Origin of the sequence: Noviherbaspirillum denitrificans, assembly GCF_002211445.1 — a bacterium.
In the GTDB taxonomy this organism is placed as follows: Bacteria; Pseudomonadota; Gammaproteobacteria; order Burkholderiales; family Burkholderiaceae_D; genus Noviherbaspirillum; species Noviherbaspirillum denitrificans.
On record NZ_LSTO01000001.1, the window covers coordinates 897,777 to 912,099 of the forward strand.

Here is a 14,323-nt window from a genome sequence, read left to right on the forward strand (position 1 = left end):
CCAGCGGCAGCACATCGTCTTCTTCGGCGCGCATGTGGCGCAGGTAAGCGCCGGCGTAATCCTCGACCTTCTTGCGGAAATTCTCGAACTCTTCCTTGCCCGCCAGCTCGTAGCGCGTCAGTGCGTGCTCCAGCGCACGCACGCGCTCGTCGCCGCCCGCGTGGTCCTCCTCGAGCCGCGCGATGACCTCGGCTGCCTTGCCGGTGCGCTGCTTCAGGCGGGCGAACAGGAAGTTGTCTTCCTTCGGGTGATGGATCTTTTCCGGATATTCGCTGATGTACAGCAGCATGGCGCGGAACACCTTCAGGTCCGGCGCCTTGCGCCCGGCGTCGATTTCACGGACGAAATGCAGCATGCCGAGGATCACGGCCGAGAGGCAGGCATGTTCCTGCTGGATCACACGGATGGCGGATTGCGATGCGGAATGGCTCATGGTGCGTCTCCTTTTGTGTCGTTATATGCATCGATGGTTGCCTCCCTGGCCGGCCGGCGGCCGGCCGAAGAGGCGCTTATCCGAGCGCGGCGATGCCCGCGCGCGCGATCTCTGCGTCCTCGTTCGAACGGACGCCGCTGACGCCGATTGCGCCGGCGCAGCTGCCGCCCACCATGATCGGCACCCCGCCCTCGAGCAGGCAGTCGAGGCCCGGCGCGGACAGGAAGGCCTGGCGGCCGGCGCTGATCATGTCTTCATAGAACTTGCTCTCGCGCTGCCCCATCGCCGAGGTGCGTGCCTTGGCCGACGCGATATAGGCGGTCGCCGGCGCTGCGCCGTCCATCCGCTGCAGCCACTGCAAGTGGCCGCCGTCGTCGACGATGGCGATCGTCACGGTCCATTTCCTTTCGGTGGCATAGGCAATGGCGGCATCCGCGATCTTCTTCAGCTCCGCCTGGCCCAGGCTGTTCTTCTGGTACATCCGATATTCCTTTCCGATATTGGGTGCGCCGGCACCGTTGCGTGCCGGCGCGTTGGATCTTCCCTGCCGCGTCAGGCGATGGTGAATTCGAACTCGCCGATGTTCTCGATCCACTGCTTGACCACGTCGCCCGGCCGCAGGAAGTCGTTGTCCGGCATGCCGACCCCGGCAGGCGTGCCGGTCAGGATGACGTCGCCCGGCAGCAGCGTCACGCGCGACGAAAGGTGCGCGATCTGGTCGGCGATGTTGAACAGCATCTGGTTCGTATTGGAGTCCTGCTTGAGCTTGCCGTTGACCCACAGCTTCATCCTCAGGTTCATCGGATCGCCGACAAACTGTGCCGGGGTGATGGCCGGGCCCATCGGGCAGGAGCCGTCAAACGACTTCTGGCCGATCCAGTCATAGCGGAAAGGCGAGGTCTCGTGCACATAGGAGCGGAACACGTGGTCGCGCGCGGACAGGTCGTTGGCGACGGTGTAGCCGGCAACGTATTCCAGCGCCTTCTCAAGCGGGACATCCTTGGCCGGCTTGCCGATCACGACGGCGAGCTCCAGCTCCCAGTCCAGCATCTTCGTGCCGCCCGGTAGCGCCACTTTCGCGCCCGGACCGACCACACTCGAACCGGTGGCCTTCAACGAATGCCAGGGTTTTTCACCGCTTCCCTTCGGATCCGTGTTGATGTTGAGCTTGAGCCGCTCCTTCATTTCCTCGACATGGTCCTTGTAGTTCGCACCAGCGAAGTAGATGTTGCGCGGCGCGGGCAGCGGCGCGACGATTTCGGCATTCTTGACATCCTCGCGCTCGGCGAGCTTGGGGCCGAGGGTCTTCAGCTTTTCGGAAGCGTTGGCCCAGTCGGCCAGCACGTCGAGCATGTCCTTGTAGGCGCCGGACTGGTAGACCTTGCCGTTGGCCATGAGGCCGGTGCGCACGCCCTCGGGCGTCTTGAAACTGACGAGCTGGATCATTTAGTCTGCCTTTCCAAAGATGTTGAGTTCCGGGAGTGCGCTGAGGTCGACCTTCTCGTCATCCGAGAAGCGGTCGCCGAAATCGAAGAAATCGTCGTGCTGGAAGCCGTTCGGGTAGTACTGGATTTCCCACCAGTTGTGGTCCAGGTCTTCAATGTAAAAGGAGTACACGCTGTGCTGTTCCTGGCGGTCCAGCACCTGGCGGATCTTGTACTTGTCCTTGTACTTCAGCGCGGCTTCGTAGGCGGCATCCACCTCCTCGCGCGACTTGACGTCCAGGCCCCAGTGATTGAGCACGTTGCAGGGATGGACCAGGTCGCCCACCTCGACGCACACGATGTGGAAGCGCATGCCCAGGCGCACCGACATCGACGGCTTGGCATGACGGCGGCACTCCAGGCCAAGGAACTCCTCGTAGAACTTGCGGGATTCCTTCAGGCTGAAGCACTCCAGGGTGCCATGGCCCAGGCAGAAGGGTTTCACCAGCGAATTGCGCTCCGGTATGGGTGCGGTGAAGTCTGTCGGGATGGCATCGTTGATGTTGATTTCCATTGTCTTATCTCCTCGATGATTCGGATTGGATCAAGCAGCGGCCTTGTGCCTTTCTGCTTCGGTGATGAAGGAATCGGCGTAGAACTCGGCTTCCGGCAGGCCGCATTGCGCGGCGAAGTCATGGCGTGCGGACTCGACGACGATGGGTGCGCCGCAGGCGTATACCTCGTGGCCCGACATGTCCGGGAAATCCTCCATGACAGCCTTGTGCACGAAGCCGGTGCGGCCGGTCCAGTTGCATTGCGGCGTGGCGTTGCTGAGCACGGGGACAAAAGTGATGTGCTCGTGTTCGGCCGCCCACTTCTCGGCCAGCGCGGCCATGTAGATGCATGCGCGGGTGCGGCCGCCCCAATAGAGGGTGATGGGACGCTTGTTGCCGCGTTCGATGCTGTACTCGATGATCGATTTGATCGGTGCGAAACCGGTGCCCGAGGCAAGCATGATCATCGGCTTGTCGCTCTGCTCGCGCCAGTAGAACGAGCCAAGCGGCATTTCCAGCTGCATGGTCTCGCGCAGCTTCATGCTGTTGAAGACATGCTCGGTGAAGCGGCCGCCGGGCACGAGCCTGACGTGGAGTTCCACCTGGCGTACTCCGTCGGTGACCGGGACATTGGCGATGGAGTAACTGCGGCGCGTGCCATCCTTGAGCACGAAGTCGACATACTGGCCCGCCTTGAATACGGCCGGCTCGTTGGCCGGCAGGCCAACCGTCATCAGCATCACGTCCGGCGCCAGCCTCTCCAGCTGCAGGACACGGCACGGGAGCTTGCGGACCGGGAAGGCTTCCGCCGGATCCAGTTCGCGGACTTCGATGCTGCAGTCGCCCAGCGGTTTGGCGGAGCACAGCAGTGCCTTGCCGACGCGCTTGTCATCTTCACTCAGGTAGTTCGGGTGGACGTTGCCGAAATCGACCTTGCCTTCCTTGATGGTGCCGCGGCAGGTACTGCAGACGCCGCTGCGGCAGCTGTAGGGCATGAACAGACCCGAGGCCAAACCGGCCTTCAGGATGCTTTCGTCTTCGCTGCACTGGAACTGGTGGCCGCTGGGCAGCAGTGTGATCGTGTGGGTAGTCATGATGATCTCCTAGGCCACGACGATTGGGGAATACTGTGTTGCCGGCATGCGGAAAGCCGGCGGATTGATAAAGGTCTTCATTGCGTCGCCTCCTTCTTGAAGAATGTGATAGAAGGTTAGTGGACGGCCCCTGGAGCGTCCATGCAGTGGCGGCAATGTGGATTATTGACGTGTTGAATAGAGAGCGGCGGCGCGACCTCGCACACGATGAAACCGGTCGGTTTCAGACCACGTCAATGCGGGGAAAACGCGGTCTCGGCGGCGGGAATATTGATCCCGACAATACCGCGTCGCTTCAGGAGGGGAAGACGTTCTTGAATTGCGCGCGAAGCCACTGGTTGGCCGGGTCGTGGTGATAGCGTGCGTGCCAGTACTGGAAAATCTCGATGCGCGGAATATCGAAGGGCAGGTCGAGTATCTGCATGTCGGCCGTTTCGGAAAAGGCATGTGCCAGCACCGAGGGCACCGTCATGATCAGGTCGGTGCTCGAGATGATCTTCGGGATTCCCAGCGAATGCGCGACGCGCAATGCCACGCGGCGCTGCACGCCATGCTTCATGAACTCCTGCGCAAGCAGGCCGTCGAGCGCGGCGTGGTTGCCGAGCGCGGGCACGTAGGAAATGTGCGAGGCATTCAGGTAGGCGGACAGCGTCAGTTCGCCGTCGACCTGGGGATGCCGCTTGCGGGCAACAGCGACGTAGTGGCCGGAGGTTACGCGCTGCCTGAAGAAATTCGGGCCGAAGTCCGAGAAGTAGCCGATCACGAGGTCGACCTCGGCGTTCGGCAACGCCGCCTGGGCCTGCTGCGATGTCATCTCGACGGTTTCCAGGTCAATACTCGGCGCAACCTCGGCAAAGTGGGCCACGATTTTCGGCAGGAAGACGCGCTGCCCCATCTCGTTCATGCAGATGGAAAAGCGCCGGCAGGATATCGCCGGGTCGAAGTGACGCTTGTCCTCGATCGCCCGGCGGATCTGCTCCAGCGCTTCCTGCACGGGCTGGGCCATCTGCAGGGCCAGCGGCGTAGGCCGCATCGCGCCGTCGGAACGCACGAAGAGCGGGTCGCCAAAGAAATTGCGCAGGCGCGTGAGCGCATTGCTCATCGACGGCTGGGTGAGCCCGACCTCTTCCGCAGCCTTGGACACGCTGCCTACACGCATCATGGCATCGAATACGAGCAGGAGATTCAGGTCCAGCGAGTAGAGCTTGTTCATGCGCGCGTCTCCTCGGGGGCTTCTTGTCGGAATTGATTGCGCCAATATTACTCCTTGTCCGCGAGAATGGGAAAACCGGAAAAAGCAAAGGGCAGCGCCAATCGGCGCTGCCCGGTTCCGCCCCGTACAGATGCGGGTTAGAAGCTGTGGGAGATACCCAGGAGCAACGAGTTCTGCTTCGAGCCGTTTACGGTCGCAAAGCTCGCGCTGGCGTTGCTGCGGGCGAAAGTGCCCCTGTTGTCGATGTGCGCGTAGGAAGCGTACAGATAGGTGCGCTTGGACAGGCTGTATTCGCCGCGCAGGATGGCAAGGCGCGCATCGGCGTCCATATTCGCGCTCGTGTTCAGCCAGGAATACTGGCCGAACAGCCGCACGTTTGGCGACAGATCATGTCGGACGCCAATCCAGTACTGATCCGTCTCGTAGACGGCATTGGAAGTCGTTTCGCGGTCGACCCAGCCCGCGCCAAAGCGGGTCTTGTCCCAGACGTAGTAGCCGTTCAGGATGCGCAGTTCTGTCTTCTGGTTGCTCGCGCCAAGGCTGCCGAGGATGCCGTTGCCCGGCCCGCCGAACGGCTGGTTCGGATCGAATGCGCCGGTGTTGCCGTGCAGCTGGTCGAACGAAAGGGCGACACCCCACGTGGGTGCATCGTACTTCACGAGCGCGGTAATCTGACGGCAAGCCTCCCGGTTGCCGGCAACCTCGCCGCCGCAGTTCGTGGCAGACGGCACGTTCGGCGTATTGGTCGCGGCGTCGCGGCCGAAGCTGTAGGTCGCCCCGAAGGTGAAACCGTCGAAGCGTCCCATGTAGGCGATCGCATTGTCGGAGCGCGGGGTACCGAGGTAGCCGTTGAGGCTGGCGATCGAATGGAGACCCGGGCCGATGATCATCGAATCGAACAGCGAGTACGCGGTCATGTTGAACTGGCGCCCGAACGTAAGCGTATGACCGCCGCTCGACAGCCCGATGTTGGCGGCACGGCTGAACAGACGGCCGGCCGGCGCCTGCAGCGAGCCGTCATCCATGCCGATCTGCGCCTCGAGATTGAAGAAGGCGCTCATGCCTCCTCCGAGGTCTTCCTTGCCGCGGAAGCCCAGGCGCGACGGCGTGCCGGCGGTAAGGCTGGGCATGCGCACGGTAGTACCGGTGTTGCCGGGTACATTGTTGGGATTGGCAGGATTGACACGCGATTTGGTCTCGATGACCACGCCGGTGTCGACCAGGCCGTAGACCTGGACCTGTGCGGAAGCGGCGCCGGTTGCGGCGAGCAAGGCGGCGGCGAGTGAAGTCTTTTTCATGGAAGTTGTCCCCTGTTGAATTGGTTTTGCACTTGTTCACAGATGTGCAAGTGTATGGAGATTGTGCATAGCGCTCTTGCAAGCAACAATGCACCCGCGTCTATAGAAAATATTGATATTCGTGATACTGCAGCGACGCGTCGAAAAAAAATGGCCGGAGGCGGCAGTACCGCGCAATCCGGCCAAAGGGAGGGATGCATCGATGAGGAAGGCAGGCAAATACGGTGCACACCGCGGCCCGCTTCCCTCCTCCGACGCTCCCGCCAGTGCGGTTCAGGAGACGACTTCCACCAGGCTTTCGGTATTCATCTCTCCCAGCCCCTTGGAGACCGCTTTTTCGTAAAATGCCTTCGCGCTGTTAAGGAACGCGAGCTCCATTCCCGACGTCGACGCGTCGTCGCGAATCACGTTGACCACGTCGAGCAGCATCGACACCGAGCCTGCGCCTTTGCCATAGGTGCCGCTGGCCATGGTCTTGCCGCGCACGCCCAGCACGCCCGACTGCGCAATCGGCGGAATGAATTCCAGCAGCGCACCGATATCAAGCCCGGTGCGCTTGGCATAGCTGATCGCCTCTGCAGCAGCCACCGTGTGCATCGCGAGCAGCATGTTCGACACGTATTTCAGCTTGGAGCCGTCGCCGAACTTGCCCACATAGGGTGCGGCCACCGCGAACTTGCGCAGCTCTCCTTCGACCGCCCGGCACGCAGCCTCCTCGCCGCTCATGTAGACAACCGCCTTCCCGGCATCGATCAGCGGCGGGTTGCCCATCACGGGTGCGTCGATGAATATTGCCCCGGCACTCGCCAGCCGATCGCGCACTTTCAGCTTCAGCTCGATCGGGGCCACGCCCAGGTCCACGAACGCCTGCCCTGCCTTGACATGGGCAAGGACGTTTGCCTCGCCCAGGAACAGGGAGTACAGCGCGGCGTCGGGGACACACAGGAGCACCACGTCCGACACTTCGACCAGTTCCGCTGCAGATGCACAACGGCGTCCGCCAGCCTCGATGAATGCCGAGTTGTCTCCCCGCCGATAGCCGAAAGGCACCGTACCCGCGGCAACGAGCTTGCGCGCGATGGGCAGGCCGATGCCACCGGTTCCGATTATTCCAATAGAAGATGTTGTCATTTTTCAGCCAAGTTGAAATTGTCCTGTCGAGTAGTTGATATTCAGGCGGAATCCACCTTCCATCAGCATCCATGTGCGCAGTTCGTACTCAACGGCGCCGTTCGCGATGAAAGGGTCGGTATCGATGATCGCGGTCGCTTCGTGTTCATCCACGGCGCGCACGATTGTCATGCCGCCTGCCATGCCGCGCGCCTTGCCCGGCACGACAAACGGACCCGAGGCAAAAATGGCGCCCCTGGCTTCCTGCGCGACCATCCACCTCAAGTGGGCTGCCAGGAGCTCATCCGTCATCAGTTCCGGCCGTACAGTGGTACGCAGCATCACGAACAGCTTCTGGTTCAGCATCGGCGCGGTCAGCGCCATTACCTGCTCCGCAGGCGATAGATCAGACGCCAAGGTATCTCTCCCATATTTCCGGCTGTTCGCTCAACTGCTCGCTGCTGCCGGTCCAGCCGATGCGCCCGTTCTCGATGAAGTAGTGCCGGTCAGCGAGATCGATCAGGTTCTGCACGTACTTGTCGATGACCAGGATCGACTGGCCTTCCTTTTTCACCTCATGCAGGCAGCGCCAGATTTCCTGGCGGATCAGCGGCGCCAGGCCTTCGGTGGCCTCGTCGATCAGCAGCAGCCTCGCATTGGTAAGCAGCGCGCGCGCAATGGCCAGCATCTGCTGCTCGCCGCCGGACAGCTGGAAACCCATGTTGTCCTTGCGCTTCTCAAGTACCGGAAACAGCTTGTAGGCGTGCTCCAGCGTCCACTTTCCCGGGCGGGCGAAGGCAACCAGGTTTTCGTAGACCGTCAGGTTGGGAAAGATCCGCCGCCCTTCCGGCACCAACCCGATGCCCATGCGGCTGATGCGTTCGGTGGCCATGCCGGCTACCTCGGCGCCATTGAAACGCACGCTTCCGCGCCTGGGTTTGAGCAGGCCGCAGATGGTCTTGATGGTCGTGCTCTTGCCCATGCCGTTGCGGCCGAGCAGGGTCACGACTTCGCCCTCGTTGATCTGGAAGTCGATGCCGAACAGCACCTGGCTTGCGCCATAGCCGGCCTCGACCGACGTCAGTTTCAGCAAGCTCATGTCAGTCTCCCAGGTAGGCGCGCTTGACTTCCGCGCTGTTCTTGACCTCGTCGGGCGTGCCGCTGAAGATGCGCTTGCCCGACACCAGCACCGAGATGCGATCCGACAGCTTGAACACCGCATCCATGTCGTGCTCGATCAGCAGGATCGACAGGTCCTTGCCCTTCAGGCTCTTGATGAAGTCGACGAACCACGGCACCTGGTCCGGCGACAGGCCGGCCATCGGCTCATCCAGCAGCAGCAGGCGCGGATTGAGCGCCAGCGCCAGGCCGATCTCGAGCTGGCGCTGCTGGCCGTACGACAGGTGGCAGGCCAGCGTGTCCAGTTCATCCGCCAGTTCGATCCGGAGGGCCACCGCCGCAACCTCTTCGCGCAGGCGGTCCGCGGCAGACTTTCCGAAGAAATTGAAGGTCGACTTCAGGCGCGACTGCACGCTGATGGCCAGGTTCTCGTACACCGTCAGGTTACGGAAGATGCTGGTGATCTGGTAGGAACGCACCAGCCCCATGTGGGCGCGGTCCGCCATGCTCAGGCGCGTGATGTCGCTGCCGTAGAAGCTGATCGATCCATCGTCCGGATGCAGCCCGCCGGCAAGCTGCGACACGAAGGTCGTCTTGCCCGCGCCGTTCGGACCGATCAATGCATGGATCTGGTTATCGTCAATGTCGAAGTCGACATAGTCGGTGGCCACCAGCCCGCCGAAGCGCTTGACCAGTCCTTTCACCGACAAAACCTGCTCAGCCATTTTTCACCTCGCTCGTGGTCAGCTTGACAACCGGCGTGACGCTTCCGCCCTTGGGCAGGCGAAAGCGGAACCGCAAGCCGGTCAATCCCTCAGGTACGCGCATCACGACCAGGATCACAAAGACACCCATGGCGATCTGCCAGTATTTGGTCAGGTGCGGCAGTACCTCTTCCAGCAGGCAGAACGCAATCGCGCCGACCGCGCCTCCCCAGAAACTCACGGCGCCGCCCAGGATCACCATGATCAGCAGGTGGCCGGACTGCAACCAGCTGAACAGGTTCGGGCTGGCGTAGCTGTTCTGGTTGGCCAGCAGCGCGCCCGACAGGCCGGCCGCCGCGCCGGCGATGGCGAAGACCATCAGCTTGTACCAATAAGTGCGGTAGCCAAGCGCCTGCATGCGTATTTCGTTTTCCTTGATGCCCTTCATCACGCGGCCGAGCGGTGACCCGACCACGAAGTGGAAGAACAGGTGCCCGAGGGCGACGACGGCGAGGACCACGTAATAGAAGGTGACGTTATCCCCGAGGTCGAGACCGAAGCCGACACGCGAGCGGTGTGCGATATTGATACCCTCGTCGCCGCCGTACATCTTCAGCGACTCGAACAGGTAGAACGTCATCTGCGCGAAGGCGAGCGTGATCATGATGAAGTAAGGACCCTTGGTGCGCAGCGACACCATGCCGATTACCACCGCCAGCAGCGCGGACACCAGGACGGCCATCGGCCATGCGATCCATGCCGAATCAGTGCCCGGCAGAAGTCCGACCGGCGCGGTCAGTTCCTTGGACAGGATCGCAACCACGAAAGCGCCGGTGCCGAAGAACGCCGCGTGGCCGAAGGACACCAGCCCCAGCTCACCGATCAGCAGGCGCAGGCTGGACGCAGCCAGGACGAGGATCAGCACGCGTGTGGCGAAACCGACGTAGAAGTTGCCGCCGAAGGCCTGCGCGATGGCGGGCAAGGCGAGCAGAAGCAGGAGAATGATTCCCCACAAAACAAGAGAACGGGATTTCATGAGAGCCTCAGCGCGAGAAAAGACCTTGCGGCTTCCAGTACAGGACCAGTGCCATCAGCAGGTAGATAGAAACGGCGGACAGGGTGGACGCGAGTGAATCCGCCAGTCCCTGCTCCAGGAAGCCGCGCAGCACCATCGGGATCATGGTGCGCCCAAGCGCATCGACCATGCCGACCAGCAGCGCACCGGCGAGCGCGCCCTGCACGGAGCCGATGCCGCCGATCACGACGACCACGAAGGCCAGGATCAGGATGCTCTCGCCCATGCCGACGTTAATCGACAGCAAGGGACCGAGCAGGCCGCCGGCGATGGCACACAAGGCGGCGCCCAGGCCGAACACGAGCGAGAACACGAGGTTGATGTTCGCCCCCATCGCGCAGGCCATCTCGCGGTCCGACGCGCCGGCGCGGATCCACATGCCCACGCGCGTCTTCTTGATGAGCAGCGCCAGCAATCCGGCGATCAGCAGGCCGACGGCGATGATGAACAGCCGGAAACCGGGATATTCGAAGTCGCCGATGAGCGGAACGGACGAGCTGAGCAGGTCGGGCGTGCTGATCATGATCGGCTGCGCGCCCCAGATCTCCTGCACCGCCTGGTTGGCGATCAGAATGATGCCGAAGGTGACAAGGACCTGGGTCAGGTGGTCCTTGTCATAGAGCCTGCGCAGCAGACTCATTTCGAGCAGGATGCCGATCGCCGCCGTCAGCGCCACGCCGGCGACGAGGCCGAACAGGAAGCTGCCGGTCGTGAGCGTCAGGGTGGCGATCAGGTAGGCGCCGATCATGTACAGCGAGCCGTGCGCCAGGTTGATCATGTTCATGATCCCGAACACCAGCGTCAAGCCCGCCGACAGCAGGAACAGCATCAGGCCGAACTGCACTCCGTTGAGGAGCTGTTCGAACAGGAAAAGCAGCATGATTGTCTCCTCCGGGCGGCCCGCTTATTGCGCCGCGATCTTGCACTCACCCACGTAGGGATCGCTCTTGTCGGCATGCACCGGGGTTGTGCTGACGGTCTTGTTGGTCAGCTGGCCCTTGTCGTTTTTCACGACCTGGCGAAGGTAGACGTGCTGGGTCGGGTTCTGGTTGGAGGCGAACTTGAAGTAACCGCGCACCGAGTCGTATTTCGCGGCCATCAGCGCGTCATGCAGCACCTTGTTGTCCTTGTGCTTGCCTTTGCTGTCGCGGATTGCCGCATCGAGCAGGAGGCCGACTTCGTAACCCTGCGAGGCATAGATCGATGCCGGACGCTTGTATTCCTTCTCGAAGTCCTCGACGAACTTCTTGTTCACCGGGTTGGTGAAGTCCGGGCTCCACTGGCTGGTGTTGTAGATGCCGACGGCGGCGTCGCCGAGTGCCGGCAGGATGTCGGCGTCCACCGCAAATCCGGCGGTCACGAGGTCGATCTTCTTGTTCAGGCCGGCCTGGTTGAACTGCTTGACGAAGTTGATTGCCATCGGGCCCCACAACGCGAAGAAAACGGCGTCCGGGTTGGCGGCGCGGATCTGGCCGATCTCCACCGAGAAATCGAGCTGGCCGATCTTGTTGTAAGCGCGTCCGGCGATCTCGCCCGTGTATTCCTTGTCGAAACCGTCGACATGCTCGCGGCCGGCCTGGTAGTTCGGCGCAACCACGAACATCCGCTTGTAGCCTTTCTGGTTGGCGAATCGGCCCGCGGCTTCGGACAGCGCGCTGGTATGCCAGGTCGGGTTGAAGTAATAGTAATTGCAGGAAGCACCCGCCAGTTCCTTGGGACCGGCATTGGAGTTGACGAAAAAGATCTTGTCCTTGAATGCCGCCGGCGCCACGGCCAGCATCACGTTGGTGAATGCCATGCCGGTGATGATGTCGACGTTCTCGCTCTTGGCCAGTCGCTCGTAGACCTGCTTGCCGGTATCCGGATTGGCCTGGTCGTCGCCGTAGACGATGACAGTGTCGGCACCGCCGAACTTGCCGCCCTTGTGCTTGAGCGCCAGGTTGAAGCCATCCTTCATGTCGGTGGACAGGGTCGACAGCGGCCCGGTCAGGGAACCGATAAAACCGATCTTGACCGGGTCTGCGGCCTGCGCGCTCATGGTGAACGACAGGGCCAGGGCGGTGAATGCAAGGGATTTCTTAACTTGAGTCATAGGAGTCTCCTTTTTGTGAATGTGTCGTGCGCGCGCCCGGTGGCCGGGCTGCCTGGGCCGCTTGGTGCAAGGGGAATTGCGGCGGCACTTGTTGGTGTGAAGAGTAGGGTCAGCCCCGGGGCGTGTCTATGAGCCTGGGGAAATTGACAAGATTGATGGCATCAATAGTTGTTGCCGGGACTGGAATCAATCCCGCGTGTGAGCGGGGGCACGCTCACACGCCCGGCGTCGCGGGGCCGGCGGCCACGGCTGCGCTCACCCCATGAGCGCCGTGAATGCCTTGTACAGCATGTAGCTTGCCAGAGCGAACAGGACGACGGAAAACACCCGCTTGAGCTGGGCCACGTCCAGCGAGTGGGCCAGTTTGGCGCCCCAGGGCGCGGAAAGCACGCTGGCGGGCACGATGCAGGCCAGCGCGGGCAGGTAGACATAGCCGAGCGATCCGGATGGCAGCGCATCGCTGCCCCATCCGCTCACGACATAACCGACCGTGCTGGCAAGCGCGATCGGGAAGCCGAGCGCGGCCGAGGTCGCGACGGCATTGTGCATCGCGACATTGCACCAGGTCATGAAAGGGACGGACAGGAAGCCGCCGCCCGCGCCCACCAGGCTCGACAGCACGCCGATCACGCCGCCGGTGCCGAACATCCCGGCCGGGCCAGGGAGCGTGCGCGAAGGCTTCGGCTTCTTGTTCTTCAACATCTGGTAGGCGGAGAAGCCGACAAAGGCGGCGAAGAAGATGGACAGCCACCCGGTCTTCAGGAAGGCAAAGATCTTGCCGCCCCCGACCAGGCCGCCGGCAAGGATGCCCGGGGCCAGGGACCAGACGATGTCCCAGCGGACCGCGCCGCGCTTGTGGTGGGCGCGCACCGAGGACAATGAAGTGAACAGGATGGAAGCCATCGAGGTGGCGATGGCGACATGCACGACGATGGCGTTGGGCATGCCGGACAGCGTAAACATGAAGGTGAGGAACGGCACCAGGATCATGCCGCCGCCGATGCCGAGCAGGCCGGCGAACACGCCGGTGATGCCGCCCAGGGCGGCGAATGGAAAGATTTGCAGGACTGTCATGATGGACCTCTGGAATGCCGGGGCGGCCGCCGCCCCGGAGATGCAATGAATGGGCCGCCGGTCAGGCGGCCAGACCGCGTGCGCGGGCCAGTGTCAGCGCGGTGTCCTCGATCATGTCTTCCTGCCCGCCGACCATGCCGCGCCGTCCGAGTTCGAGCAGCAGGTCGCGCGCCGGGATGCCGTACTTCGCCTCGGCACGCTTGGCGAACAGCAGGAAGGACGAATACACGCCGGCGTAGCCGAGCGTGAGCGCGTCGCGGTCGATGCGGATCGGGTGGTCCATCATCGGCACGACGAGGTCTTCGGCGACATCGGAAATCCTGAAGACATCCACGCCGGTCTCGATGCCCATGCGGGCGCACACGGCAACGAATACTTCCATCGGCGTATTGCCGGCGCCCGCGCCCAGTCCAGCGGCAGCGGCATCGATGCGCGTCGCGCCGCATTCGACCGCGGCAATCGAGTTGGCGATGCCCATCGCCAGGTTATGGTGGCCATGGAAGCCGATCTCGGCTTCCGGCTTGAGCCTGTCGCGCAGCAGCCCGATGCGGGCCTTGACGTCCTCCGGCAGCATGTAGCCCGCGGAGTCGGTGGCGTAAATGCAGTTGGCGCCATAGCTTTCCATCAGCAGCGCCTGCTCCAGGATCTTCTCCGGCGGGACCATGTGGGCCATCATCAGGAAGCCGACCGTATCCATCTCCAGCTTGCGTGCCATGCCGATGTGCTGCTCGGAGACGTCGGCCTCGGTGCAATGCGTGGCCACGCGAATGGTATGCACGCCGGCGTCGCGCGCCATGCGCAGGTGGTCGACGGTGCCGATGCCCGGGATGAGCAGCGCCGACACCTTCGCCTTCTTCATCTCCGGTACCACGGCCTGCAGGTATTCCAGGTCGGAATGCGCGGGAAAACCGTAGTTGACGGAGGAGCCGCCCAGGCCGTCGCCGTGGGTGACCTCGATCAGCGGCACGCCCGCCGCATCCAGGCCACGCGCAACGGAGCGCATCTGGTCGAGCGTCATCTGGTGCCGCTTGGGGTGCATGCCGTCGCGCAGCGTCATGTCGTGGACGGTGACTTTCTTTCCTTTGAGTGTCATGGCGGTTCTCCTTATGCGGCGACAGGGGCAAGCGTGAGGC

At 62.6% G+C, this 14,323-nt stretch carries 16 protein-coding genes; all 16 read right to left on the minus strand.

What is annotated here, in order from left to right:
• The coding region (locus AYR66_RS29320) for a hemerythrin domain-containing protein (protein WP_206047061.1) at nt 1-433 on the minus strand (433 nt) is incomplete at its 3' end.
• Nucleotides 434-509: 76 nt separating this feature from the next.
• On the minus strand, nt 510-914 hold the full coding sequence (locus AYR66_RS04520) for a GlcG/HbpS family heme-binding protein (RefSeq protein WP_088706528.1): 405 nt from the start codon (nt 912-914) through the stop codon (nt 510-512).
• Nucleotides 915-985: 71 nt separating this feature from the next.
• Nucleotides 986-1,879, minus strand: coding sequence for a fumarylacetoacetate hydrolase family protein (locus AYR66_RS04525; protein ID WP_088706529.1), 894 nt, complete (start codon nt 1,877-1,879; stop codon nt 986-988).
• On the minus strand, nt 1,880-2,431 hold the full coding sequence (locus tag AYR66_RS04530) for a VOC family protein (RefSeq protein WP_170942060.1): 552 nt from the start codon (nt 2,429-2,431) through the stop codon (nt 1,880-1,882). It abuts the gene before it with no gap.
• 30 nt (nt 2,432-2,461) lie between these two features.
• Entirely contained in the window at nt 2,462-3,505 is a 1,044-nt protein-coding gene (locus tag AYR66_RS04535; protein WP_088706530.1) for a CDP-6-deoxy-delta-3,4-glucoseen reductase, read from the minus strand.
• Between the two features lie 295 nt (nt 3,506-3,800).
• Complete coding sequence (locus AYR66_RS04540; RefSeq protein ID WP_088706531.1) at nt 3,801-4,718, minus strand: LysR family transcriptional regulator; 918 nt, start codon at nt 4,716-4,718, stop codon at nt 3,801-3,803.
• Between the two features lie 137 nt (nt 4,719-4,855).
• A complete protein-coding gene (locus tag AYR66_RS04545; protein ID WP_088706532.1) occupies nt 4,856-6,016 on the minus strand; it encodes a porin in 1,161 nt (386 codons plus the stop codon).
• Between the two features lie 273 nt (nt 6,017-6,289).
• Nucleotides 6,290-7,147, minus strand: a complete 858-nt coding sequence (locus AYR66_RS04550) for an NAD(P)-dependent oxidoreductase (RefSeq protein ID WP_088706533.1) — start codon at nt 7,145-7,147, stop codon at nt 6,290-6,292.
• Nucleotides 7,148-7,150: 3 nt separating this feature from the next.
• On the minus strand, nt 7,151-7,543 hold the full coding sequence (locus AYR66_RS04555; RefSeq protein WP_234814761.1) for a YciI family protein: 393 nt from the start codon (nt 7,541-7,543) through the stop codon (nt 7,151-7,153).
• Entirely contained in the window at nt 7,533-8,225 is a 693-nt protein-coding gene (locus AYR66_RS04560; protein WP_088706535.1) for an ABC transporter ATP-binding protein, read from the minus strand. The genes AYR66_RS04555 and AYR66_RS04560 overlap by 11 nt, the downstream gene beginning before the upstream one ends.
• A 1-nt stretch (nt 8,226) precedes the next feature.
• Nucleotides 8,227-8,970 carry an ABC transporter ATP-binding protein gene (locus tag AYR66_RS04565; protein ID WP_088706536.1) on the minus strand — a complete coding sequence of 248 codons (744 nt, stop codon included), beginning with the start codon at nt 8,968-8,970 and terminating at the stop codon, nt 8,227-8,229.
• Entirely contained in the window at nt 8,963-9,985 is a 1,023-nt protein-coding gene (locus AYR66_RS04570) for a branched-chain amino acid ABC transporter permease (RefSeq protein WP_088706537.1), read from the minus strand. The genes AYR66_RS04565 and AYR66_RS04570 overlap by 8 nt, the downstream gene beginning before the upstream one ends.
• A 7-nt stretch (nt 9,986-9,992) precedes the next feature.
• Nucleotides 9,993-10,904 carry a branched-chain amino acid ABC transporter permease gene (locus AYR66_RS04575; protein ID WP_088706538.1) on the minus strand — a complete coding sequence of 304 codons (912 nt, stop codon included), beginning with the start codon at nt 10,902-10,904 and terminating at the stop codon, nt 9,993-9,995.
• Between the two features lie 24 nt (nt 10,905-10,928).
• Complete coding sequence (locus AYR66_RS04580) at nt 10,929-12,116, minus strand: ABC transporter substrate-binding protein (RefSeq protein WP_088706539.1); 1,188 nt, start codon at nt 12,114-12,116, stop codon at nt 10,929-10,931.
• 255 nt (nt 12,117-12,371) lie between these two features.
• Nucleotides 12,372-13,190, minus strand: coding sequence for a sulfite exporter TauE/SafE family protein (locus tag AYR66_RS04585; RefSeq protein ID WP_088706540.1), 819 nt, complete (start codon nt 13,188-13,190; stop codon nt 12,372-12,374).
• A 61-nt stretch (nt 13,191-13,251) separates the two neighbouring features.
• Nucleotides 13,252-14,283, minus strand: a complete 1,032-nt coding sequence (gene dmpG / locus AYR66_RS04590; protein WP_088706541.1) for a 4-hydroxy-2-oxovalerate aldolase — start codon at nt 14,281-14,283, stop codon at nt 13,252-13,254.
• Nucleotides 14,284-14,323: the final 40 nt, after the last annotated feature.

Coding starts and splice junctions, on each gene's coding strand:
- AYR66_RS04520 (WP_088706528.1), bottom strand. CDS start 914: ATGTACCAGAAGAACAGCCTGGGCCAGGCGGAGCTGAAGAAGATCGCG.
- AYR66_RS04525 (WP_088706529.1), bottom strand. CDS start 1,879: ATGATCCAGCTCGTCAGTTTCAAGACGCCCGAGGGCGTGCGCACCGGC.
- AYR66_RS04530 (WP_170942060.1), bottom strand. CDS start 2,431: ATGGAAATCAACATCAACGATGCCATCCCGACAGACTTCACCGCACCC.
- AYR66_RS04535 (WP_088706530.1), bottom strand. CDS start 3,505: ATGACTACCCACACGATCACACTGCTGCCCAGCGGCCACCAGTTCCAG.
- AYR66_RS04540 (WP_088706531.1), bottom strand. CDS start 4,718: ATGAACAAGCTCTACTCGCTGGACCTGAATCTCCTGCTCGTATTCGAT.
- AYR66_RS04545 (WP_088706532.1), bottom strand. CDS start 6,016: ATGAAAAAGACTTCACTCGCCGCCGCCTTGCTCGCCGCAACCGGCGCC.
- AYR66_RS04550 (WP_088706533.1), bottom strand. CDS start 7,147: ATGACAACATCTTCTATTGGAATAATCGGAACCGGTGGCATCGGCCTG.
- AYR66_RS04560 (WP_088706535.1), bottom strand. CDS start 8,225: ATGAGCTTGCTGAAACTGACGTCGGTCGAGGCCGGCTATGGCGCAAGC.
- AYR66_RS04565 (WP_088706536.1), bottom strand. CDS start 8,970: ATGGCTGAGCAGGTTTTGTCGGTGAAAGGACTGGTCAAGCGCTTCGGC.
- AYR66_RS04570 (WP_088706537.1), bottom strand. CDS start 9,985: ATGAAATCCCGTTCTCTTGTTTTGTGGGGAATCATTCTCCTGCTTCTG.
- AYR66_RS04575 (WP_088706538.1), bottom strand. CDS start 10,904: ATGCTGCTTTTCCTGTTCGAACAGCTCCTCAACGGAGTGCAGTTCGGC.
- AYR66_RS04580 (WP_088706539.1), bottom strand. CDS start 12,116: ATGACTCAAGTTAAGAAATCCCTTGCATTCACCGCCCTGGCCCTGTCG.
- AYR66_RS04585 (WP_088706540.1), bottom strand. CDS start 13,190: ATGACAGTCCTGCAAATCTTTCCATTCGCCGCCCTGGGCGGCATCACC.
- dmpG (WP_088706541.1), bottom strand. CDS start 14,283: ATGACACTCAAAGGAAAGAAAGTCACCGTCCACGACATGACGCTGCGC.